Source organism: Microbacterium sp. IO18 (genome assembly GCF_049099505.1).
In the GTDB taxonomy this organism is placed as follows: Bacteria; Actinomycetota; Actinomycetes; order Actinomycetales; family Microbacteriaceae; genus Microbacterium; species Microbacterium aurugineum.
In genome coordinates this window covers 2,120,731-2,142,671 of the sequence record NZ_JBMJAF010000001.1, presented here as the reverse complement: position 1 = coordinate 2,142,671, position 21,941 = coordinate 2,120,731, and the positions used below count along the sequence as shown (strand labels likewise).

The following is a 21,941-nucleotide window of genomic DNA, read 5'->3' as shown; positions in this document are numbered from 1 at the left end:
CTCGCGGGCGCACGGCCGCGGAGAGCTCCGTGCGCGGATTCGTAAGGGGGCGGATGACGCCACCGACGCTGCGGGAAGGACGTGCGCGTGCGGATCGGAGGATCAACGCGTGAGCGCAGGGAGTCGCGACGCAGCGAAGGCGGCGTCGTAACTATCACCGGACATCGCCATCACCGCCTTTCGGGACTCTTCGGGTCGAGCGACCCAACGCGCCAGCATACTCCTGTCGCCTGGGAACATGCGTGCGGGATCAAAAAGGGACCGCGGATGGCCGTCGCAGGCGCGTTTTCGATCCCGCACCCCCTCGACCGTGCCCTCGACCGTGAACTCGACCGTGAACGGCACGGTGTGAAGGATGCGCGCGCGTCAGGGAGCGTCGAGTCCGACGAGCTCGGCGCTGCGCTGCCAGAGGGCCTCGGCGAGGGCGGCGTCGTTCACCTGGGGGTTGACCTTCGTCGTGAGTACACGTTCGTCGTAGTACGCGCCCGAGAACCAGGTCTCGTCGGGAGTGCCTTCGATGAACCAGCGCAGCGTCGCGCCGCCCTTGTCCGGTCCGATGAGCATGATGCGCTTGAGCGGCGTGCGGTAGAGCAGCCGCATGACGCTCGACGACTCGGACGCGAAGTTCGTGCGCACGGTGCCGGGATGGAAGGCGACCGCGCTCAGACCCTCGGCGTGGAACCGCGCGTGCAGACTCTTGGCGAACAGCACGTTCGCGAGCTTCGCATCGCCGTAGGCCTTGTTCGGGCTGAAGCGGCGGGTGTTGTCGAGGTCGTCCACGTCGATGTGGCCGAACAGGCGGTGCGCGATGCTGGAGGTGTTGATGACCGCGCCTTCGACCTTCCGCACGTGCGGGAGAAGCAGGTTCGTGAGCAGGAACGGCGCCAGGTGGTTCACCTGCATGGTCTTCTCGAAGCCGTCCACCGTGGGGGTCTGATCGCCGAAGATGCCCCCGGCGTTGTTCGCCAGCACGTGGATACCGTCCTCACCGACGACGTCGGTGATCTTCGCGGCCAGCTCCCTCACGTCGTCGAGGCGCGCGAAGTCGGCGGTGAACCACGACGCACCCGTCTCCTGGGCGACGGCGCGGGTCTTCTCGACCGACCGACCCACCAGGATGAGGCGATGAGCGGAGGAGGCGAGCTGGCGGGCGGCCTCGGCACCGATACCGTCGGATGCCCCCGTGAGGACGATCGTCTTCGACGTGTCGGGAACCGCGGACGGGCCTCGATCGTTGTCCGGGGTCATGCGTCGTCGCGCGGTTTCGGGCGCGGCGGTGCGGAGCGCAGCGGGTCGGCGCGGGGAATCCGCTCGGGCTCGGGTGCGGCCTCCGTCACGGGCGTGTTCTCGGCAGGGGCAGCAGGCGACGGAGCTGCGGTGGCGTGTGCCGGCAGTTCCCGCGCGACCTGTTTCTCGAGCACGGTCACCGCGTCTTCGGAGAGCAGGATGAGTCCGTCGAGCTCTTCGCGCACCCGCTTGTAGGCGACGTTGCGCTCGGCTTGTGTCGCGGACTCGTCGACGGCGACCTTGAGCAGTTGCTGCGCCCGCTCGAGGCGTTTGCGCTCCGGCTCCGTGAAGGTCGAATCGCGGAGGCGCCGGGCATCCTTCTCGGCGATCTCGAACGCGACGGCGTAATCGCCCACGGCCTGCAGGTACTCGGTGATCTGCTGCTCCGACACCTTCGCATCGGCGGACGCCGGTCGCAGGGCATCCGCGGTCTTCTTCGCGCGGAGGAACGCCGCGGTCAGGGGCTGGCGTCCATCGCTCATGGCGGGGAACGCGATGAGCTTCGCCACGTCCAGCTCGTAGTCGAGCCAGCGCGCGGTGATCTCGTCATGCTCGGCGAACAGACGCGCGACCAGATCGTTCGGGGCGACGGACGCCGTCGTGTCAACGACGGAGGGTCCTCGACGCTTGTTCTGCTGGGTGAGCGCGCGCGCCTCGATCTCGGCGGTCTTCAGCTGTGCCTTGATGCGAAGGGTCTCCAGGCGGCGCTCGTGACGGCGCCTGGAGTTGCGCTCCCAGGCCTTCGCCGCACCGCCGGCCATTCCCATGATCGGGAAGATGAGCCACCAGTAGTTGCCGGCGAAGTTCCAGAAGCCCTGGATGAACTCTTCCATGATGGGTTCAGCCTACTGCGCACGGTCGTCGCCGTCCTCTCTCCTGCGCAGGGGTTCCCAAAGGCTTTGTCATTGATATAGTCAACGCAACTGACTTGCAAAGCCGGAACCGGAGAGTTGGACGATGATGACCCCTTCCCGCACGACGATGACGCTGGACTGCGACGGCATCGGCATCGCCGCAGAAGTCCGTGGATCGGGCCCCGCCGTGCTGCTGCTGCATGGGTATCCGGAGACCAAGGCCATGTGGGAGGAGGTCGCGGCGGAGCTCTCCACCACGCATACGGTCGTCGCGACGGATCTGCGCGGCTACGGCGACTCGGCGAAGCCGCGCGGCGAGCGTTACTCCAAGCGCGAGATGGCGGCGGATCAGGTCCTCGCGATGCGGACCCTCGGCTTCGAACGCTTCGCCGTCGTGGGCCACGACCGGGGCGGGCGGGTCGGGCATCGGATGGCGCTCGAGCATCCGGAGGCCGTGACGGCGCTGGCCGTGCTCGACATCGTGCCGACGCTGCACATGTTCGAGAACGTCGACCGCGAGATGGCGACCGCCTACTTCCACTGGTTCTTCCTCGCGCGCGCTGACGGGCTGCCCGAAGCGCTCATCTCCGCCGACCGCGAGACCTGGCTGCGCAGCCGCTTCACCGGACGCCGACACGACGGTGATCGGCTGCCCGAGGCGTACGCGGAGTACCTCCGCTGTTTCGACGTCGACACCGTCCACGCGTCCGGCGCCGACTACCGCGCGGCCGCGGGCATCGACCTCGACCACGACCGCGCAGACCGCACTGCAGGGCGCAGAGTGGATGTGCCCGTGCTCGCGCTGTGGGGAGAGCACAGCTACGTGGGGCGCAACTTCGATGTGCGCGCGGCGTGGACTCCCTACGCGCCTGCGGTCACCGGCGCTCCGGTCGACGCGGATCACTACCTCGCCGAAGAGGCGCCGCGGGCCACGGCGGCCGCGCTGCGGGTCTTCCTCGCCGAGGCGGTCGCGGCATGAACGTCCGCACCCAGGCGATCGAGCGCCTCGACGCACTCGTGTCCATCGAGACGCCGACCGGGGATGCCGCTGCGCTCGCCGAGGCGCAGGATCTGGTGCGCTCCTGGATCGAGCCCGTGCTGGGGGTGCGCGGCGAGATCGAGAGCGTCGACGGGGTCGAGCATCTGCTGTGGCGAGGGGGGCCCGCGCCGTCGGTGCTGCTGCTCGGGCACCTCGACACCGTGTTCCCCCAGGGCACCATCCGGCACCGGCCGTTCCGGCTCGAGGGCGACCGCGCGACCGGCCCGGGCGTCTTCGACATGAAGGCCGGGATCGTGATCATGGCCGCGGCCCTCGAACGTGTCGCTCATCCCGGTGAGGTCGCGGTGCTGCTCACCAGTGACGAGGAGGTCGGCTCGCTCACCTCGCGCGCCCTCATCGAACGCGAAGCCGCTCGCGCAGGCACCGTGCTGGTGCTCGAGCCGAGCCTCGACGGGGCGCTGAAGATCGCCCGCCGCGGTGGAAGCATCTACCGCGTCGCGCTCACCGGGCGTGCAGCACATGCCGGACTCGAGCCGTGGAAGGGGCGCAGTGCCCTCATCGAGCTGGCGCACCACGTGCTCGCGCTGCCCGAGCTCGCCGACGAGGAGCGCGGCACCACGGTCAGCCCCACGGTCGCCCGTGCGGGAACTGCGACGAACGTCATCCCCGAGCACGCGGAGGTGCGCGTCGACGTCCGGGCCTGGACGCTCGACGAGCTGGAGCGGGTGGATGCCGCGATGCAGGGCCTCGACCCGCATACCGAGGGAGTGGGGGTCGAGGTCATCGGCGGGATCAACCGTCCGCCGATGGAGGAGCGTTCATCGGTCGACCTGCTGGCCTGCGCGCGGCTCGTCGCCGAACGGCTCGGGCATCCGGAGGTCGAGGCGGTGTCGGCCGGCGGTGCTTCCGACGGCAACTTCACGGCAGCCGTCGGTGCTCGCACCCTCGATGGTCTCGGACCCCGCGGTGCCGGGGCGCACGCCGACCACGAGTGGGTCTCGATCGACTCCATGATCGAGCGGATCGACCTGCTCGCCGGCATGCTCGACGAGCTGTCATCTGCTCGCACCCCCGCATCCTGAAGGAGATCTCTCACACTGAAGGAGATTTCTCGTTCTGAAGGAGACTGCTCGCGCCGAAGGGCTCTCTCATCCTGAAGGAGATCTCTCGCTCTGAAGGATTCCTAGCCCAGAACGCTCCTTCAGGATGCGTGTTCTCCTTCAGGATGCGTGTTCTCCTTCAGGACGTGTGTTCTCCTTCAGGACGTGTCTTCTCCTTCAGGACGTGTCTTCTCCTTCAGGACGTGTCTTCTCCTTCAGGACGTGTCTTCTCCTTCAGGGCGTGTGTCCCTCCAGGCGCGCACACGGGCTCGGGTGTCAGGTCCCGGGAGCGTGCCGTTCGATGCTCTCCAGCAGCAGGTCGAGGGCGGTCTCCCAGGCACGCGGATCGCGCACGGCGGGAAGGGTGTCTCCGGCCCAGGTGATCGCGGGGAACTCTTCCGGGTCGAGCCGGCGGAAGTCCATCTGCCAGGTGAGCTCGTCGGAGTCCTGGACATCGGCGGGAAGAGCGGTCAGGGCGGCCTGGATGCTGGACGCCGAGCGGATCAGCTGCCCGAGCGCGCGGGCGTACAGCGCAGCCTGCTCACGGTCGTACCCGCCGCGGCGGAGAGCCCCGATCGAGAACTCCATCGACGAGAAGTCCGTCGGGCGGCGCAGCGCCATCTGCAACGCGAACTCCGGGTAGCGCATGTAGTGGTCGTGGATCAGGTGCGCCTGCCGTCGCAGGTCGTCGAGCCAGTCGTCGGTCGCCACCAGGCCGCCGCTGTAGGAGCGGGCGCGGAGGGTGTCGATCAGGGCGAGGAGCAGTTCGTCCTTATCGCGGAAGTGCCGGTAGATCGAGGTCGGGTGCGCGCCGAGCTCCTCGCCGATCGCCTGGAACGTGAGCCGGTCGAGCCCCTCCCGTTCGACCACCCGGTCGGCGGCCGCGACGATGATGTCGCGGCTCAGGGAATCGCGGGCGCGGCGTGGGCGGGTGGTCGAGCTCGTGGCGCGTGTCGGCGTCTTCGCCGGTTCCGCGGCCTTCCGTGTCGCCATCGGGGCACTCCGTTCGTCGTCGCGTATCGGTCACGCAGAGATCACGGTACCCCACCGTCGTCACGGTGTCTGTCAGTGGCATCGACAAGGTGGCGGGACACTATCCGTAGCGACTAGCCAGTGTTATAGTCAACGTCATTGACCAGGTGAGAAGGAGCAAGGATGCTGCAGAGCCCGGAAGAGCCGACGACGGATGCGGTCGAGGAGCGCTTCGCCGTGCCGTACCTCATGACCGTGCGCCCCGCCTCGGGCGCGGAAGACCTCGCCCTGGTCATCGAGAATCATCCGGACGGTGCTCGCGGACGCCTCTGGCATGCACCCGACGCCCCGGGGGAGCCGTTGCCCTTCGAAGTCAGCACGGGCGCGATCGTCACGAACGACGGACGGTGGATCGTCGACCTCGACGACGGCGGCGGCTCCGAGGTCGGGACCCTCGTCGCCACCTCGCTCGACGGTCGTGAGCGCGTCGCACTGACCCCCGGCCGCGAGCCCTACGTCCTGCGCGGCCTCACGATGTCGCACGACGGCTCCGCCCTGGTGGCCACCGTCGTCGATGAGGACGGCTTCCACGTGCTGGTGATCCCGGCGGCTCCGTGGGGTGAGCCGAAGGTCGTCTACTCCCACCCCGTCGAGGCCTGGTTCGGTCTGCCGTCGGCCGACGCCTCGCTGGTCTCGATCGACACGACCGCCCACAACCCCGGTATCCGTCGTCCGCTGATCACGGTGGTCGACGCCGTGAGCGGCACGCCCGTCGCCACGCTCGACGACCTGCCGGCCGGGCCGGTCCGCGCCGTCGGCTTCTCCTCGGAGGCCGAGGATGAACGCCTGCTCCTCAACACCGAGCGCAGCGGTTTCTCGCGTCCGGCCATCTGGCATGTCCGCACGGGCCAGCGGCACGACTTCGACCTGCCCCACCTCGCCGGAGAGGTGATCGCCCTCGACTGGAACGCCGCTGCCGGGCGGGTGCTCGCTCTGCACGTCGACGGCGGCATCCATCGGCTGCTGGAGCTCGACGAAGCCGACGGCACGGCACGGACCGTGCTCGAAGGAGGGAGTTTCGCGGAGCCGGACGTCGCGAGCCTGCATCCGTACTACTGGACGTCGTACTACGCGCCTCGGGGAGCGGTACGAGCGCTGCGCTCGAGCTGGGACGTGCCGCTGCGGGTGACCGAGGTCACCGCGGACGGGCGTGAGGTGACGCTCATCGCACCCGCGGAGGTTCCCCCCGGGCAACCGTTGACCTCGACCCTCGTCACGAGCGCCGACGGTACCGCGGTGCAGCTGTGGTCGGGGCGTCCCGCGGGGCGCGCACCGATCGGCACCGTGCTCGAGATCCACGGCGGCCCCAACCTGGTCGCCGTCGATCACTACAACCCGTCCGCGCAAGCCTGGATGGATGCCGGCTTCGCCTACGCGTCGCTCAACTACCGCGGCTCTGTGACGTTCGGGCGTGCGTTCCGCGAAGGTTTCTGGAACGCCGGGGGCGACCGGGAGATCGAGGATGTCGCTGCGGCGATCGCCTGGCTGCGCGCACAGGGCCTCGCGGATCCGGCTTCCACGTTCATCACCGGGGCGTCCTACGGCGGGCACATGACGCTGCTCAGTGTCGGACGTCTCCCCGAGCTGTTCGCCGGTGGCTTCGCCCACGTGGCGGTCGCCGACTGGTCGGTGACGATCGAGGCCATGAACCCCGCGGTGCGCACGGTGTGGAGTTCGTGGGTCCCGCCCGAGCTCGTCGAACGCTTCTCGGCCATCACCTACCTCGACGACGTCACGGCCTCCGTCTGGGTCAATCAGGGCTCCGTCGACACCCGCACCCCGGTCATCGGAGTGCAGGGCTACGTCGATCGCCTGCGCGCCCGCGGCGGTGACGCCGTGCTCGAGATCTTCGAGGGCGGGCATGAGCCCACGGGTCTGAAGGGTGCCGCGCACGACCAGCGCCGCATGCACGAACTCGCCCTGCGGACCCTCGCCGGCGAGCGTTGGGATAACGAATCTCGCCACTAGTCACGAACATTGACTAAAAGGCTTGCTATCTTTTCCGGTCAGTCCTAGAGTCGGACCAATACCCGCACGACAGCACGTTCGCACTGTCCCTCAGTCGCACGATCACTGGAGATCCGTCCATGTCGAAATCACTGCTTCGCACCGCTGTACCCGCATCCCGCCGCGTGCTCATCGCCGCGCTGACCGTCACCGCGCTGGTCGGTTCCCTCGCCGCCTGCGCACCGTCGTCCGCGACGCCCGAACCCAGCGAGGTCGCCGTCGTCGACGGTGGCGAGCTCGTGATCGGCGCCGAGCAGGAGCCTGACTGCACCGACTGGATCGCCACGTGCGCCGGGTCGATCTGGGGCACCTACGTCATGCAGGTGCCGACCATGCCCGCCGTCTTCCAGACCCGCCAGGTCGATGAGGAATGGGTGCCCGTCCCCTCCGACCTCGTCACCGAGGAGCCGGTGGCCGAGGTCGCTGCCGACGGCACGCAGACCATCACCTACTCGATCAACCCCGAAGCGGTGTGGTCGGACGGCGAGCCCATCACCTCGGCAGACTTCGCCTACACCGCGCTGCAGATCCGTGACGGCGACGACATCTTCGACAAGACCGGCTACGACCGCATCACCGCCGTCGACACGAGCGATCCGCAGACCGCGGTCGTCACGCTCGACTCCGCGTATGCCGGATGGCGCACACTGTTCAGCGTCTACGGCATCATGCCGTCGCACCTGCTCGAAGGGCAGGACCGCGCCGCACTCATGACCGACGGCTACGACTTCAGCGGCGGCCCCTGGAAGATCGAGAAGTGGACCCGCGGCACCTCGGTCACCCTCGTGCCGAACGAGAACTACTGGGGTGAGAAGCCGCACCTCGACAGGGTGACCTTCCTGTTCCTGCCCGACACCACCGCGGCGTTCCAGGCGCTCAAGAGCGGTCAGGTCAGCGCGCTCTACCCCTCGCCGCAGCTCGACGCGCTCACCCAGATCGAGGCGGGGCTGCCCGGCATCCGGTCCCAGGTCGATGCGCGCAGCGGCAACCTCGAGGCGATCTGGCTGAACAACGCCGCCGCCCCCTTCGACTCGGTCGCGGTGCGTCAGGCGCTCGCGTACTCGATCGACCGCGACGCGATCGTGAAGCGCCTGTTCGGAAGCCTCGGCATCGAGGAAGCCCAGCAGAGCTTCAACTCCCCGATGGTCGCGCCGTTCGCCGCCGACGACTTCTCGCGGTATACGCTCGACCTCGACAAGGTCGACGAGCTGATGGAAGGCGACGGCTGGTCGAAGAACTCCGACGACGTGTGGGCGAAGGACGGCGAGACGGCCACCTTCGCGGTCAAGACCCTCGCCGGCAACAAGCGCCGCGACCTCACCGTGCAGGTGCTGCAGTCGCAGCTCGCCGACGCCGGCTTCGAGATGACGATCGATCAGGTGACGCCCGCCGACCTGTTCGGCACGACCGCGCCGCAGGGCGACTTCCAGGCCGGCCTGTGGGCTCTCGTGGACACGTTCCCGGACCCCACGCTCAGCTCGACGTTCTCCTCGGTCAACATCCCGAGCGAGGCGAACGGCTACTCCGGCATCAACTTCTACCGCGTCGACATCCCGGGTCTCGACGACCTGCTCGGCCAGGTCGACAGTGAGATCGACACGGATGCCCGCATCGCGGCGTCGCACGAGGGGGACGCGTTGATCGCGGAGAACGTGCCGTCGCTGCCGCTGGACACGGTGCCGAACGTGCTGCTGTGGAGCGAGACGGTCGGCGGCCCCCTGCAGATCAACCCGGTCGAGGGTCCGTTCTGGAACCTCGCCGAATGGGGTCTGGCCGGCTGACGCCGACCGGGTTCGAGAGCCAGGACAGGGACGGGGCGACGACGTGATCACCTTCATCACACGGCGAGTGCTGTACTCGGTGCCGGTGATCCTCGTCGCCTCGTTCATCCTGTTCTGGGCCGTGCGCTCGACGTTCGATCCGCTCGCGAAGCTCCGGCAGGCGCAGGATCCGACGGCGATCGCCCGGGAGATCGAGCGGTTGGGGCTCGACCGTTCCATCCCCGAGCAGTACTTCCTCTGGCTGCGTGCGATGGTGACGGGCGACTGGGGGGTGAGCACCCGCACCGGCACTCCCGTGCTGCCCTTGATCGGCGAAGCGTTGTGGCCGACGCTCCAGCTCGCGTTCTGGGGGCTCGTCGTGGCCGTGCTGATCGCCGGAGGCGTGAGCGTCTATTCGGCCGTGCGACAGTACTCGCTCGGCGACAACCTGCTCACCGGGGCCTCGTACATCGGTATCGCGATGCCGGCGTTCTGGTTCGGGCTGATCCTCATCCAGACCTTTGCGGTGTGGCCGAAGGAGCAGTTCGGGCTCAGCGAGCCGCCCCTGTTCTTCATCGGGTTGCACTCCCCGGGGCAGACCGGAGCGCTCGACTACATCCGCCATCTGGTGCTGCCGGTCGCCGCGCTGATGATCGCGCTCGTCGCGTCGTGGAGCCGGTTCGGGCGCGCGGCCATGCTCGATGCGCTGTCGAGCGACTACGTGCGCACCGCACGGGCCAAGGGCGTCCCGCGACGACAGGTCATCTGGCGGCATGCGGTGCGCAACTCCCTCGCGCCGTTCGTGACGGTCGTGGCGCTGGATGCCGCGATCCTGATCGGCGGACTCGTCGTGACCGAGCAGATCTTCGCGATCCCCGGCATGGGGCGGCTGTTCCTGCAGTCCCTGGTCGCCGGTGACGTGTTCGTGCTGCTGCCGTGGATGCTCGTGGTCGCGGTCGCGGTGGTCCTCAGCAACCTGATCGCCGACATCGCCTACGCGGTGCTCGACCCGAGAGTGAGGCTGTCATGAGTGGTGCAGGCATCGCCGGGAGCGAGGAGCTGCTCACCGAGCAGGACCCGCAGAAGGCTCCCACCCGCCAGCTGCTGAAGGGCTTCCTGCGGCACCGACTGGGCGTCGTGAGCCTGGTGGTCCTCGTGGTCCTGGTGATCGCGTGCTTCGGCGCCGGTCTGATCGCGCCGTATGCGCAGGGACAGCAGGACCTGCTGCTCGGACCCACGCCGCCGTCGGCGGAGCACTGGCTCGGAACCGACGAGCTCGGGCGCGACTACTTCAGTGAGATCCTCTTCGCCGGTCAGGTGTCCCTCGCGATCGGGCTGGCGGTCGCGTTGCTCGCCACGCTCGTCGGCACGGCGGTCGGGGCGATCGCCGGCTACGTCGGCGGCTGGATCGGCGAACTGCTCATGCGCATCACCGACCTGTTCCTGATCGTCCCGGCGATCGCGCTGCTCGCTGTGATCCTGCAGGGACTCGGGCCGTCACCCACGACGATCGTGTTCGCGCTCACGGCGCTGGGGTGGACGTACATCGCCCGCGTCGTCCGCGCGCAGGTGCTCTCGCTGCGGGAGAAGGACTTCATCGACGCGGCCAGGGGCATCGGCGCGTCGGGCCCGCGCATCGTCATCTCGCACCTGCTTCCGAACCTCGCGGGCGTGATCGCCGTCGCGATGAGTCTGGCCGTGGCCTCCTCGATCATCGCCGAGTCGACGCTCAGCTTCCTCGGCTTCGGGGTGCAGCCGCCGCAGACCAGCTGGGGTTCGATGCTGAGCCAGGCCGCCGGCTACGTCGGAACCCCCCAGGTGTACCTGCTGTACTTCCCCGGACTGTTCATCCTCGTGACGGTGCTGTGCGTGAATTTCATCGGCGACGGACTGCGCGATGCGCTCGACCCGCAGGGGAAGAACCTGTGAGCGGGCGGGAGGTGCTCCTCGCGGTCGAGGACGTGTCGATCAGCTTCCCGACCGATGCCGGGCTCGCCAAAGCGGTCGAAGGAGTCTCCTTCGTGCTGCACGAGGGCGAAACGGTCGGCATCGTGGGGGAGTCGGGCTCAGGCAAGTCGATGACGGCGATGGCGATCATGGGCCTGCTGCCGAAGAAGGCCGTGGTCACCGGGTCGATCCGCTTCCGCGGGCAGGAGCTCGTCGGACTCTCGGATGAGGAGCTGAGGGAGATCCGCGGCAACGACATCGCGATCGTGTTCCAGGACGCCCTGACCGCGCTCAACCCCGTCATGCGCGTCGGGGACCAGCTGATCGAGGCCGTGCGCGTGCACCGGCCGGAGTCGACGGCGGCCGAGCGCAGGACCAGGGCGGTCGAGCTGCTCGACCTGGTCGGCATCCCCTCGCCCGACCTGCGCGTCGACCGCTATCCGCACGAGTTCTCCGGAGGCATGCGGCAGCGCGTCATGATCGCGATGAGCATCGCGAACGAACCCGACCTGCTGATCGCCGACGAGCCCACGACCGCGCTCGATGTGACGGTGCAGGCGCAGGTGCTCGAGGTGCTGCGCGAGGTCCAGCGCCGGACCGGCACCACGGTGCTGCTCATCACGCACGACCTCGGGGTCGTCGCCGGCACCGCCGACCGCGTGCTCGTGATGTACGCGGGTGGGCTGGTCGAGACGGCCGACGTCGACCCGCTGTTCTACGAGACCGCACACCCGTACACCGCGGGACTGCTCGCCTCGCTGCCGCGCATCGACCGGCGGGCGTCGCGGGACGAACGGCTGTATCAGATCGCCGGGCAGCCCCCCGTGGCGACGGCCTGGCCCGCCGGATGCCGCTTCGCGCCGCGGTGCGCCCACGCGGTGGCCGGCCGCTGCGACGTGGCCGTGCCCGAACCGGTCGCGGTCGGTGACGAGCACACGGCCGCCTGCGTGCGGGTCGGCGAGTGGCAGAAGGAGATCGTCTCATGAGCGCGCCCCTCAGCGTCCCGGTCCGCAGCGCGGGCCTGACCGTGCAGGACCTCGTCAAGGAGTACCGCGTCGGCGGTGGTCTGTTCGGTCGGACCCGTGACGTGGTGCAGGCCGTGTCGGAGGTGAGTCTGTCGATCGAGGGCGGGCAGACCTTCGGGCTCGTGGGCGAGTCCGGATGCGGCAAGTCGTCCCTCGGACGCAGCGTCGCCCGTCTGCAGTCCAGCGACGGTGGGTCGATCCGTCTCGGCGAGGACGACATCACCCGGGTCGAGGGGACGCGCCTGCGGGCCCTGCGTCGCCGCGTGCAGTTCGTGTTCCAAGACCCGTACGCCTCGCTGAACCCGCGCAAGTCGGTGCGGGCGACCCTCACCGAACCGCTCGTGATCCACGGGCTGCACCGTGGGAACCACGACCGCCGCGTCGAAGAACTCCTCGCGCAGGTCGGGCTCGACCCCGCGCACGCCGACCGCTTCCCCCATGAGTTCTCGGGCGGGCAGCGGCAGCGGATCGGCATCGCCAGGGCGCTCGCCGTGGAACCCGAGGTGATCGTGCTCGACGAGCCGGTCAGTGCGCTCGACGTCAGCGTGCAGGCGGGCGTGCTCAACCTGCTCGACGATCTGCAGCGCGACCTCGGGCTCACGTACCTCTTCATCGCGCACGACCTCTCCGTGGTGCGGCACCTGAGCGACCGGGTCGGGGTCATGTACCTCGGCCGACTCGTCGAGGAAGGACCCGTCGACGAGCTGTACGAGCGGCCGCTGCATCCGTACACGCAGGCGCTGCTGTCGGCCATCCCGGTGCCCGATCCCCGAGCCGAGCGGGCACGCGAGCGCATCGTGCTCACCGGTGACGTGCCGAGCCCGGTGTCGCCGCCGAGCGGATGCCGCTTCCGCACCCGCTGCTGGAAGGCCACCGAGATCTGCGCCGAGGTCGTGCCGCCGCTCGTGGAGCCCGCACTCGTCGCCCCCGGCAGCACGCATCGCGTCGCCTGCCACCACCCCGCCGAGCGCGACGTCCTCTGACCCCGCCCCCACCTCTCATCCCCCGTGTGTTCCGGTCGCGATATGTCACCCGAAACGACCGAATCAGGTGACATATCGCGACCGGAGCAGAGGGGATGTCCCGGAAGGAACTACCCATGACGACCACACACCGCATCGCCGTGATCGCCGGAGACGGCATCGGCCCCGAGGTCATGCCCGAGGGGCTGCGGGTGCTGCGAACCGCGGCCGCCCGCTTCGATATCGCCCTCGAGTTCGAGGAGTTCGACTTCGCGAGTGCCGCGTACTGGCAACAGCACGGGCAGATGCTGCCGGACGACTGGTTCGAGACTCTGCGCGGATTCGACGCGATCTTCTTCGGCGCGGTCGGCTGGCCCGATGTGGTGCCCGACCATGTGTCCCTGTGGGGGAGCCTGATCCAGTTCCGCCGGGCGTTCGATCAGTACGTGAACCTGCGCCCGGTCCGGCTCATGCCCGGGGTGGTCTCCCCGCTCGCCGGACGCGCCCCCGGAGACATCGACTTCTACGTCGTGCGCGAGAACACCGAGGGCGAGTACTCCTCGATCGGCGGACGCATGTTCGAGGGCACCGACCGTGAGTTCGTGCTGCAGGAGACCGTGATGACCCGCACCGGCGTCGACCGGGTGCTGCGCTACGCGTACGACCTGGCGCAGCGCCGCGAGGCGAAGCACCTGACCTCGGCGACCAAGAGCAACGGCATCTCGATCTCGATGCCCTACTGGGACGAGCGGGTGGCCGCGGTGGGTGCCGACTACCCCGACGTGCGCCGCGACCAGTTCCACATCGACATCCTCACCGCGAACTTCGTGCTGCACCCCGACTGGTTCGACGTGGTCGTGGCCAGCAACCTGTTCGGCGATATCCTGTCCGACCTCGGACCCGCCTGCACCGGCACGATCGGCATCGCCCCGAGCGCCAACATCAACCCCGAAGGGGTCTTCCCCAGCCTCTTCGAACCGGTGCACGGCTCCGCGCCCGACATCGCGGGCCAGGGCATCGCCAACCCGATCGGCCAGATCTGGTGCGGCGCGATGATGCTCGAGCACCTCGGATATCCGGAGGCCGGAGCCGCCGTGCTCGCCGGGATCGAAGACGTGCTGGCTCATGGCGCGGATGGGGCACCGTTCACGCCGGACCTCGGCGGCACAGCCACGACGACGGAGCTGGGCGCGGCGATCGCGGAGGCCGTCGCCACCGTCTGAGCGGATCGCTGCACGCCGACCGGCCGACACCAGCCGTTCACGAATCGTTCCGTTCGGAGTACGGCGGTCTCGTAATTGCCCGTCACCTTCGGGAGTTGGAATACCGATGTTCTCGGAATTCCGAGGCATCTCCCTCCCGAAAGGTCATCATGCGCCGCTTCACCCTGCCCGTCGTCGGCCTCCTGGGCGTGGCCGCCCTCACCCTCACCGCCTGCCAGGGCTCGACCGCCGAGGCTGCACCCGCCGATCCCGACGCCCCTCTCACGATCGCCACGATCCCGGTCGGAGACGACCCCACCGCCGAGAACCCGATCGAGGTGTTCGCCGAGCTGCTGGAAGAGGCCACCGGTCGCACGGTCGAGATCACCGACGTGCCCGACTACCTCAGCGTCGTCGAGGCCATCCGCGCCGACCACGTCGACATCGGCATCATGAGCGGTTTCCCGTCCGCACTCGCCGTGAACACGGGTGAGGTGGATGCGCTGGTCGCGTTCGAGGGCGACGGCAAGCCGGTCTCGACCTGCGTGGTGCGGGAGGACTCGCCCATCCAGACCGTCGAGGATCTCGAGGGTGCGACCGTCGCCTTCGCCGACCAGGCCTCCAGCTCCGGCTACTTCATGCCCGTGTACATGCTGCACGAAGCGGGACTCGAGCAGGGCATCGACTACGAGGCGATCTTCGCGGGTGGACATGAGGGCAGCTTCGCCGCACTCGAGCAGGGGCAGGTGGACGCCGCGTGCACCGCCATCATGCTCACCGAACTCGGTGCGCCGATGTTCCCCTTCGCGGATGGTGAGTGGCGCGCGGTCGGCGAGAGCCCTGCGATGGACATCCAGGGAGCCGTGCTGGGTCGTCCGTCCCTGGACGCCGAGACGCGCAAGGTCATCCAGGACGGCATCGCCGAGGTGTTCTCGCCCGCCAACGCCGAGCGTCTGGGCGCGTACGGGGCTTTCGCCGCCGCCCCGCAGACCGTCGACCCGAAGGCATCCGCCTTCACCTCGTTCGCCGAGATCGCCGCGGTTGCGGGTGTCGAGCTCGAGGACCTGAAGTGACGGTGGCCGCCCCGGCTGCGCGGCTGCGCGGCGCACACGGAGAGGGTTCCGCCGCCGACGGGCGTGTTGCGGATCGACACGCCCAGGCGCGCGCAACTGATCTGCGTTTCGGCACCGACACCCGCGCCGAAGGACCCGTGGTCGCGGTGCGCGGCCTGCGGGTCGCGTATGACACGACGACGGTGCTCCGCGGAGTCGACCTCGACCTGTTCCCCGGCGAGATGGTCGCCCTGCTCGGTGCGTCGGGTTCGGGCAAGTCGACCCTCATGCGCAGCCTCACCGGGTTCGCGCCGATCTCGGCCGGCACAGTGCGGGTCGCGGGCCATGACGTCACGAACCTCGGTCGCGGCGAACTGCGCACCCTCCGCTCGGGGGTCGGCCAGGTGTTCCAGCAGTTCAACCTGATCCCGCGACTCAGCGTGATGACGAACGTGCTCACGGGGGCACTGCACGGCGCGGGACCGATCAACCTCGCCGGCGGTTTCACCGGGGCCCATCGCCGACGGGCGCTCGAACTCCTCGATCGGGTCGGCATCGCCCACAAGGCATCCGCTCCCGCGCGCTCGCTCTCGGGCGGGCAACAGCAGCGCGTCGCGATCGCCCGAGCGCTCATGCAGCAGCCCACGGTGATCCTGGCCGATGAACCGGTCGCCTCGCTCGACCCCCGGCTCGCCGGCTCGGTGCTCGACCTGCTGCGGGAGATCGCGACGCAGGACGGCATCCCGGTGCTGGTGAGCCTGCACGTGCTGCCCCTCGCCCTCGCGCACAGCGACCGGATCGTGGGACTGCGCCACGGCGAGATGCTCGTATCCGGGGCGACCTCGGGGCTGGATGCCACGGCGTTGGAAGCCCTGTACGACGACGAGGAGCACGGCGATGACGACGACCACTGAGCCCCGCACACCCGATACACCCCGCACCGACCGCACCGACCGTCCGCACCTCGACCCGGCGGAGCGCGCCCGCCTCGAAGCGGCGTTCCGGGTGCCGCGCGCCCGCTTCCTGATCGGGCTGCCGGTCGCCGTCCTGCTGCTGATCTGGTCGTTCAACGGCGCCCAGTTCAACTTCGTGAAACTCGGTGAGGGCGCGGTCAACATGGGCGAGTTCCTGTCGCGCCTGTTCCCGCCCGACTTCTCGAAGATCGGCACCATCCTCGCCCTCCTGCTGGAGACGTTCCAGATGGCCGTGGTCGGCACGGTCCTCGGTGCGGTCCTCTCACTGATCGTCGCGTTCGGAGCCACGTCGACCCTCGCGCCCAGGTGGCTGTACTACCCCACACGCTGGGTGATGAACATCATCCGCTCGGTCCCCGACCTGGTGTTCGCGCTCATGTTCGTCTCGGCTGTCGGGCTGGGTCCGTTCGCAGGCATCCTGGCCATGACGCTCGGTTCCATCGGGTCGATCGGCAAGATTTTCGCCGAGGCGATGGAGCAGGTCGACCGCGGACCGGTGGTCGCCATGGAAGCGGTCGGCGCCTCGAAGCGGCAGGTCATCCAATACGGCGTCCTGCCGCAGGCCGCGCCCCTGCTCACCTCCTACACGCTGCTGCTGTTCGAGGGCAACGTGCGCGGGGCGACCATCCTCGGACTCGTCGGCGCCGGAGGCATCGGGCTCGAACTGACCACGGCCATGCGCATGTACGACTACGGCCACCTCAGCGCCATCATCATCTGCATCATCGTGCTCGTCACGGTGATCGACCAGGGCAGCGCCCTCATCCGAAGGAGAATCACATGACCCTCATCGACACCGACCTCGTCCTCAGCGCCCCGGTCAACCTGCGCGATCTCGGAGGCATCGCGATCGACGGCGGTGTGCTCCGTGAGGGGGTCGCCATCCGCGCCGACGACCTCGCCTACGTGACCCCGCAGGCCGCGGACCAGCTCATCGATCGTGGGCTCACCGCGATCATCGATCTGCGCTCGCCGCGGGAGGCTTCCCTCACCGGCCGTGGCCCGCTCGGCGCGCATCCGGTCGCGTACCACCACCTGCCGCTCATCGCGGATGTGGGGGAGACGATGGATCGCGAGCAGACGGCGCTCACGCACGAAGCGATGGGACTCATGTATCAGCGCATGGCCGAGAGCGCGGCGCCCCAGCTGGTGATCGCGCTCACCGTGATCGCGCACACGCCCGGTGCGGTCGCCTTCCACTGCGCCGCCGGCCGAGACCGCACCGGTGTGCTCGCGGCCATGCTGCTGCTCGTGCTCGGCGCGGCCGACGACGACATCGTCGCGGACTACGCGCGCACCGGCGACAACATGGTCGCGATCATGGCGCGCACGGCCCCGGTGATGGGGGCGATGTGGAAGGCACTCGGCTTCGACGCCGATGCCCTCGAGAAGACGTCGTCGTTGTTGGAGGGCTCGATGGACGTGTCGATGCGCAGTCTGCTGGACACCCTCCGCGCGCAGCACGGTGACCCGCTGACGCCGCTGCGCGCCGCGGGACTCTCCGATGCCACGATCGCCCGACTCCGTGCCAAGGCCCTGGCCGCGTGACCGTCCTGGAGAGGGAAGCCGGGGCTGCGGTCCGCCGCCGCCCCGGTCGACCGCGTGACGAGGAGATCGATGGGCAGATCGTCACGGCGACGCTCGAGATCATCGATGCGGGCGAGGAGGTGACGGTGTCGCGTGTGGTCGCTCGCAGCGGAGTGAGTCGGGCGGCGCTGTACCGACGCTGGCCCTCTCTGACGCTGCTGATCGCCGCCGCGCTCGACGTCGGGCGTGAGGTGCCGCCGGAGTACCCGGTCGATGCCGATCTGCACGAGATCCTGCTCGCGGGGCTCGGGCTCGGGGCCGACGGTGTGGCGCCCTCGGCCCACGGCTACTCCGAGGCGCGATTCCGGCAGCGCATCCGTCTGGTGATGGCCGATCGTGCGCTGCAGAAGACGTACTGGCAGTCGCATGTCTCGCGGCGCCGGGTACCGCTGCAGAACGCGCTACGGACGGGGATCGCGCGGGGCGAGCTGCGGGCCGACCTCGATGTGGAGGCCTGCTTCGACGCCATCGCCGGTGTCGCGTACTACCAGCTCGTCGTGCGCGGCGACCGGGTCAGCGATCCTGCGGTGGTCGAGCGGATGCGCGCCGCGATCGAGGTGATCTGGCGCGGGATGGTCGCTGCCTGACGCGAACGCCTCGTTGCGGGATCGAAAACGCGCCTCCGCCGGGGGTTTCCGGTGCGGTTCTGATCCCGCACCGGCCGCTGTCAGCTCTTCGTGAGGTCTTGCGCGAACATCACGAGGATGCCGCTCGGGCCGCGCAGGTACGTGAGCTTGTAGAGGTCCTGATATGTCGCGACGCCGCGGAGCGGGTGGAATCCGTGGCGGGCGGCGATGGCGAGGGACTCGTCGATGTCGTCGACGGAGAACGCGATACGGTGCATCCCGATCTCGTTCGGAAGCGTCGGGTCCGTCTCGATCGCATCGGGGTGGATGTACTCGAAAAGCTCGATCTGGCCGCGTCCGTCCGGTGTCTGCAGTACCGCGATCTTGGCGTGGTTGCCGTCGAGCCCGACGGCGGTCGCCGCCCACTCCCCGCTGACTTCGTCGCGGCCGAGCACGGTGAGACCGAGGTCGGTGAAGAAGGAGATGGTGGCTTCCAGGTCGCGCACGGCGATCCCGACGTTCTCGAGGCTGATGGGCATGACGGGATGCTACTCGGGATCGCCGCGCACGTCAGGGCTAGCCTCCGAGTTTCTCGGCGCAGGCGACGCAGTACTCGGCGAACGGCCGTGCCTCGAGGCGGCCCGCGGGGATGGGGCGTCCGCAGTTCGCGCAGAGGCCGTAGGTTCCGGCCTCCACCCGGGCCAGCGCGTCGTCGACCTGCCGGAGTTCGGATGCCGCGGCCTCGGCGAGTCCGGTCAGGCGCGACCACTCCGACGACAGGGTGACGCCCTCGGGGTCGTGCTCGTCGTCGTCGTTGGAGCCCTCACGGTCGTGCGTGAGCTCGTCGAGCGTCGCAGCGGTGGCCTGCACGCGCGCCTCGGCCCGAGCGCGCAGTGCGAGCAGGCGATCACGGGCGTCAGCGGTCATGCGACCACTCTAGGCACCGGGGACTGCCCTCCGTTCGAATCGCGCAACGGGCTCGATACTGCGCCGGGATCGAACCATTCACGCGATTCGAACGGCGCGAGAAGCTACACCGTCGGCGTTCGCGTCGGTACCGAGTCGGTCGTCGTCGGCACGGCCACCGCCTTCATACCGGGGTGGTCGCGTTCGAGCGCCGCACCTTCCATGTCGACGTTCGGCAGCAGGCGGTCGAGCCAACGCGGCAGCCACCACGCCGAGCGTCCGAGCAGGTGCATGAGGGCGGGCATGAGCAGCATCCGCACCACGAAGGCGTCGAGCAGCACCCCGAACGCCAACCCGAATCCGATCGAGCGGATGATCGTCGACTCCGAGAAGATGAACCCGCCGAACACCGACACCATGATGAGCGCGGCGGCGATCACGACCGAGCGGCCGGCGCGGAAGCCCTGGGCGACGGCATCCCGCGCCGAGGCCCCGTGCACATACGCCTCGCGCATGCCGGAAGCGAGGAACAGCTGATAGTCCATGGCGAGCCCGAACAGGATGCCGACGAGGATCACGGGCAGGAAGCTCAGGATCGGTCCGGTGCTGTGCAGCCCGATGATCTCGGCGCCCCAGCCGAACTGGAACACGGCCACGATCAGCCCGTAGGTCGCGAACAGGGAGAGGACGAACCCGCCCGTGGCGATGATCGGCACGAGCAGCGACCGGAACACCACGATCATGATGAGCAGGGAGAGCCCGACCACGACCACGAGGTACAGAGGCAGGACTCCCGCCAGGGCTTCCGAGATGTCGATGTTGATCGCGGCCTGACCTGCCACACCGAGGGTGATCCCGTCGTCGATCGCCGGCATCAAGCGCAGATCCTGCACGAGTGTCTCGGTCGACGCGCTGTTCGGTCCCTCCTCCGGCACGACCTGGAACGCGAGCAGGGTGTTGTCGTCGGAGGTCGCGATCGGTGCGACGGCGACCACGTCATCCTGGTCGGCGATGGCCTGCGCGATCGTGACCTGCGTGGCGAGCAGGTCGTCGTCGCTGACCGCGTCGTCCAGGGTCGCAGTGACGAGCAGAGGGCCGTTCGCGCCCGCGCCGAACTGTTCGTCGACGGTCTGGAAGGCGCGGTAGCTGGTGGAGTCGCTCGGCTCGCTCGAACCGTCCGGCAGTCCGAGTCGCATCGACATCGCGGGGATCGCGATGATCAGCAGGGCGACGACACTTACCACGGCCGTGACCACGGCGCGGAGCGTCGACATGCGCTTCACCGGCTTGCCCGCGGCGTGCTCCTCGCCGATCGTGCCGCGCGCGCGACGGCTGAGCAGGCGCGGACCGACGAGGCCGAGGATGGCGGGGGCGAGGGTGATCGCGACGAGCACGGCCACCGCGACGCACACCGCGCCGACCGTTCCCATGAGGCCGAGGAAGGGGACGCCGGTGACGTTGAGGGCGAGGAGGGCGACGATCACGGTCGTGCCGGCGAAGACGACGGCCGTGCCGGAGGTGCCCGTCGCGAGCCCGATCGACTCGCGCACCGGGACACCGGCGAGCAGTTGCTTGCGGTGTCGGTTCACGATGAACAGGGAGTAGTCGATGCCCACCGCGAGGCCGAGCATGACACCGAGGACCGGGGTCACGGAGGCCATGTTCACCACGCCCGAGAACGCGAGGGATGCCGTCACGCCGACGCCCACACCGACGATGGCCGTGACGATCGGGAGGGCGGCGGCGAGGAGCGAGCCCAGCATCACGATGAGGACGATCGCGGCGAACGCGAGACCGACAGCCTCTCCGACGCCGAAGATCTCCGGGACGCCCTGTGCGATGTCGGTGCCGAAGTCGACCTCGACGCCGTCGATCGGTGCGGACTCGAAGTGGTCGATCGCGCCCTGCTTCACCTCTTCGGAGAGCTCGAGGCGCGGGTCGACGAAGGAGATGTTGACGATGGCGGTCGATCCGTCTTCGGATACCACGCCGATGCCGTCCGAGAGGTCGAGGAGGGTCGTGCCCAGCTCGACCTGATCGGAGTTCTCGTCCAGCTCGATCCTCTTCGACGCGAGAGTCGCCTGCTGGGCCTCGAGTTCCGCCACCTGTGCGTTCAGCGCGGCCAGCTGCGCATCGAGGGCGGCCAGCTGCTCGGGGCCGGCTCCGGCCTGCTCCGCCTGGGCGCGGGCGGCGGTGAGCTGCGCGATCCCGGCATCGAGCTGAGCCCTGCCGTCGTCGAGCTGGGTCTGGGCCGCATCCAGCTGCGTGCGGCCGTCAGTGATCTGCGCCTGACCGTCGGCGAGCTTCTGCGCCTGTTCGTCCTGCTGCTGCTGCGCGTCGAAGGGGTCGATCACCCGGGCGACGCCGTCGAGGTCCTCCGCGCTCACGGCGAGGTCGGAGATCTCCTGCTTCTGCTCGTCGGTGAACGGGGATCCGTCTTGGGTCCGGTAGACGACGGTGCCCGTGCCGCCGGCGGTGTCGGGGAGCTTGTCGGCGAGCTCGTCGGTCACGGCGCCGGAGGCGGTGCCGGGGATGTCGAAGCTGTTGCTCAGCGTGCCGCCGAGGGTGAGGAAGGCACCGACGCCGAGGCCGAGGATCACGACCCACGAGACGATCACCGTCCAGGCCTTGCGCGCAGCGAACGAACCCAGACGGTACAGCAGTGATGCCACAGTGGTCT

Annotated in this window: 20 protein-coding genes; 14 read left to right on the top strand and 6 right to left on the bottom strand. The window is 69.0% G+C overall.

Going from position 1 to position 21,941, the window contains the following annotated elements:
* Nucleotides 1–366: 366 nt before the first annotated feature.
* On the bottom strand, nt 367–1,248 hold the full coding sequence (locus tag ACLF6J_RS10230; RefSeq protein ID WP_134352683.1) for an SDR family NAD(P)-dependent oxidoreductase: 882 nt from the start codon (nt 1,246–1,248) through the stop codon (nt 367–369).
* The gene (locus tag ACLF6J_RS10225) at nt 1,245–2,120 is read right to left on the bottom strand and encodes a hypothetical protein (protein WP_134352684.1); all 876 of its coding nucleotides are present in this window, start codon (nt 2,118–2,120) and stop codon (nt 1,245–1,247) included. Before ACLF6J_RS10225 ends, ACLF6J_RS10230 begins: the two co-directional genes overlap by 4 nt.
* Before the next feature lie 124 nt (nt 2,121–2,244).
* On the opposite strand from ACLF6J_RS10225, the gene ACLF6J_RS10220 reads away from it, so the two are divergent.
* Together ACLF6J_RS10220 and ACLF6J_RS10215 are read left to right on the top strand one after the other, a co-directional pair.
* Complete coding sequence (locus tag ACLF6J_RS10220; RefSeq protein WP_134352685.1) at nt 2,245–3,120, top strand: alpha/beta fold hydrolase; 876 nt, start codon at nt 2,245–2,247, stop codon at nt 3,118–3,120.
* Nucleotides 3,117–4,223: a M20 family metallopeptidase gene (locus ACLF6J_RS10215; protein ID WP_134352686.1), complete on the top strand. Its 1,107-nt coding sequence runs from the start codon at nt 3,117–3,119 to the stop codon at nt 4,221–4,223. Before ACLF6J_RS10220 ends, ACLF6J_RS10215 begins: the two co-directional genes overlap by 4 nt.
* A gap of 294 nt (nt 4,224–4,517) precedes the next feature.
* Here ACLF6J_RS10215 and ACLF6J_RS10210 read toward each other — a convergent pair whose 3' ends face one another.
* On the bottom strand, nt 4,518–5,234 hold the full coding sequence (locus tag ACLF6J_RS10210) for a TetR/AcrR family transcriptional regulator (protein ID WP_131492748.1): 717 nt from the start codon (nt 5,232–5,234) through the stop codon (nt 4,518–4,520).
* Between the two features lie 162 nt (nt 5,235–5,396).
* Here ACLF6J_RS10210 and ACLF6J_RS10205 point away from each other — a divergent pair, with 162 nt between their 5' ends.
* From ACLF6J_RS10205 to ACLF6J_RS10150, 12 genes are all read left to right on the top strand, one after another.
* Nucleotides 5,397–7,241, top strand: coding sequence for an alpha/beta hydrolase family protein (locus ACLF6J_RS10205; RefSeq protein ID WP_134352687.1), 1,845 nt, complete (start codon nt 5,397–5,399; stop codon nt 7,239–7,241).
* A gap of 119 nt (nt 7,242–7,360) precedes the next feature.
* Nucleotides 7,361–9,061: an ABC transporter substrate-binding protein gene (locus ACLF6J_RS10200; protein ID WP_134352688.1), complete on the top strand. Its 1,701-nt coding sequence runs from the start codon at nt 7,361–7,363 to the stop codon at nt 9,059–9,061.
* Between the two features lie 43 nt (nt 9,062–9,104).
* Nucleotides 9,105–10,070 carry an ABC transporter permease gene (locus tag ACLF6J_RS10195; protein ID WP_047523704.1) on the top strand — a complete coding sequence of 322 codons (966 nt, stop codon included), beginning with the start codon at nt 9,105–9,107 and terminating at the stop codon, nt 10,068–10,070.
* The gene (locus ACLF6J_RS10190; RefSeq protein ID WP_131492742.1) at nt 10,067–10,969 is read left to right on the top strand and encodes an ABC transporter permease; all 903 of its coding nucleotides are present in this window, start codon (nt 10,067–10,069) and stop codon (nt 10,967–10,969) included. The genes ACLF6J_RS10195 and ACLF6J_RS10190 overlap by 4 nt, the downstream gene beginning before the upstream one ends.
* On the top strand, nt 10,966–11,973 hold the full coding sequence (locus tag ACLF6J_RS10185; protein WP_134352689.1) for an ABC transporter ATP-binding protein: 1,008 nt from the start codon (nt 10,966–10,968) through the stop codon (nt 11,971–11,973). The genes ACLF6J_RS10190 and ACLF6J_RS10185 overlap by 4 nt, the downstream gene beginning before the upstream one ends.
* Complete coding sequence (locus tag ACLF6J_RS10180) at nt 11,970–12,995, top strand: ABC transporter ATP-binding protein (RefSeq protein ID WP_134352690.1); 1,026 nt, start codon at nt 11,970–11,972, stop codon at nt 12,993–12,995. The genes ACLF6J_RS10185 and ACLF6J_RS10180 overlap by 4 nt, the downstream gene beginning before the upstream one ends.
* A 116-nt stretch (nt 12,996–13,111) precedes the next feature.
* On the top strand, nt 13,112–14,197 hold the full coding sequence (locus tag ACLF6J_RS10175; protein WP_134352691.1) for a tartrate dehydrogenase: 1,086 nt from the start codon (nt 13,112–13,114) through the stop codon (nt 14,195–14,197).
* 149 nt (nt 14,198–14,346) lie between these two features.
* Complete coding sequence (gene phnD, locus ACLF6J_RS10170) at nt 14,347–15,249, top strand: phosphate/phosphite/phosphonate ABC transporter substrate-binding protein (protein WP_134352692.1); 903 nt, start codon at nt 14,347–14,349, stop codon at nt 15,247–15,249.
* The gene (locus ACLF6J_RS10165; protein ID WP_244093559.1) at nt 15,246–16,142 is read left to right on the top strand and encodes a phosphonate ABC transporter ATP-binding protein; all 897 of its coding nucleotides are present in this window, start codon (nt 15,246–15,248) and stop codon (nt 16,140–16,142) included. The genes phnD and ACLF6J_RS10165 overlap by 4 nt, the downstream gene beginning before the upstream one ends.
* Entirely contained in the window at nt 16,126–16,986 is an 861-nt protein-coding gene (gene phnE / locus ACLF6J_RS10160; RefSeq protein ID WP_134352693.1) for a phosphonate ABC transporter, permease protein PhnE, read from the top strand. The genes ACLF6J_RS10165 and phnE overlap by 17 nt, the downstream gene beginning before the upstream one ends.
* Complete coding sequence (locus tag ACLF6J_RS10155; RefSeq protein ID WP_134352694.1) at nt 16,983–17,750, top strand: tyrosine-protein phosphatase; 768 nt, start codon at nt 16,983–16,985, stop codon at nt 17,748–17,750. Before phnE ends, ACLF6J_RS10155 begins: the two co-directional genes overlap by 4 nt.
* A complete protein-coding gene (locus ACLF6J_RS10150) occupies nt 17,747–18,376 on the top strand; it encodes a TetR/AcrR family transcriptional regulator (protein ID WP_134352695.1) in 630 nt (209 codons plus the stop codon). The genes ACLF6J_RS10155 and ACLF6J_RS10150 overlap by 4 nt, the downstream gene beginning before the upstream one ends.
* Nucleotides 18,377–18,456: 80 nt before the next feature.
* Here the strand turns inward: ACLF6J_RS10150 and ACLF6J_RS10145 are convergent, their stop codons facing one another.
* The 3 genes from ACLF6J_RS10145 to ACLF6J_RS10135 form a co-directional block, all read right to left on the bottom strand.
* Nucleotides 18,457–18,894: a VOC family protein gene (locus ACLF6J_RS10145; protein ID WP_134352696.1), complete on the bottom strand. Its 438-nt coding sequence runs from the start codon at nt 18,892–18,894 to the stop codon at nt 18,457–18,459.
* A gap of 37 nt (nt 18,895–18,931) precedes the next feature.
* Entirely contained in the window at nt 18,932–19,282 is a 351-nt protein-coding gene (locus ACLF6J_RS10140) for a TraR/DksA family transcriptional regulator (protein ID WP_134352697.1), read from the bottom strand.
* Between the two features lie 104 nt (nt 19,283–19,386).
* Nucleotides 19,387–21,933 (bottom strand): MMPL family transporter, encoded by a 2,547-nt coding sequence (locus ACLF6J_RS10135; RefSeq protein WP_134352698.1) that lies wholly within the window; start codon nt 21,931–21,933, stop codon nt 19,387–19,389.
* Nucleotides 21,934–21,941 lie beyond the last annotated feature (8 nt).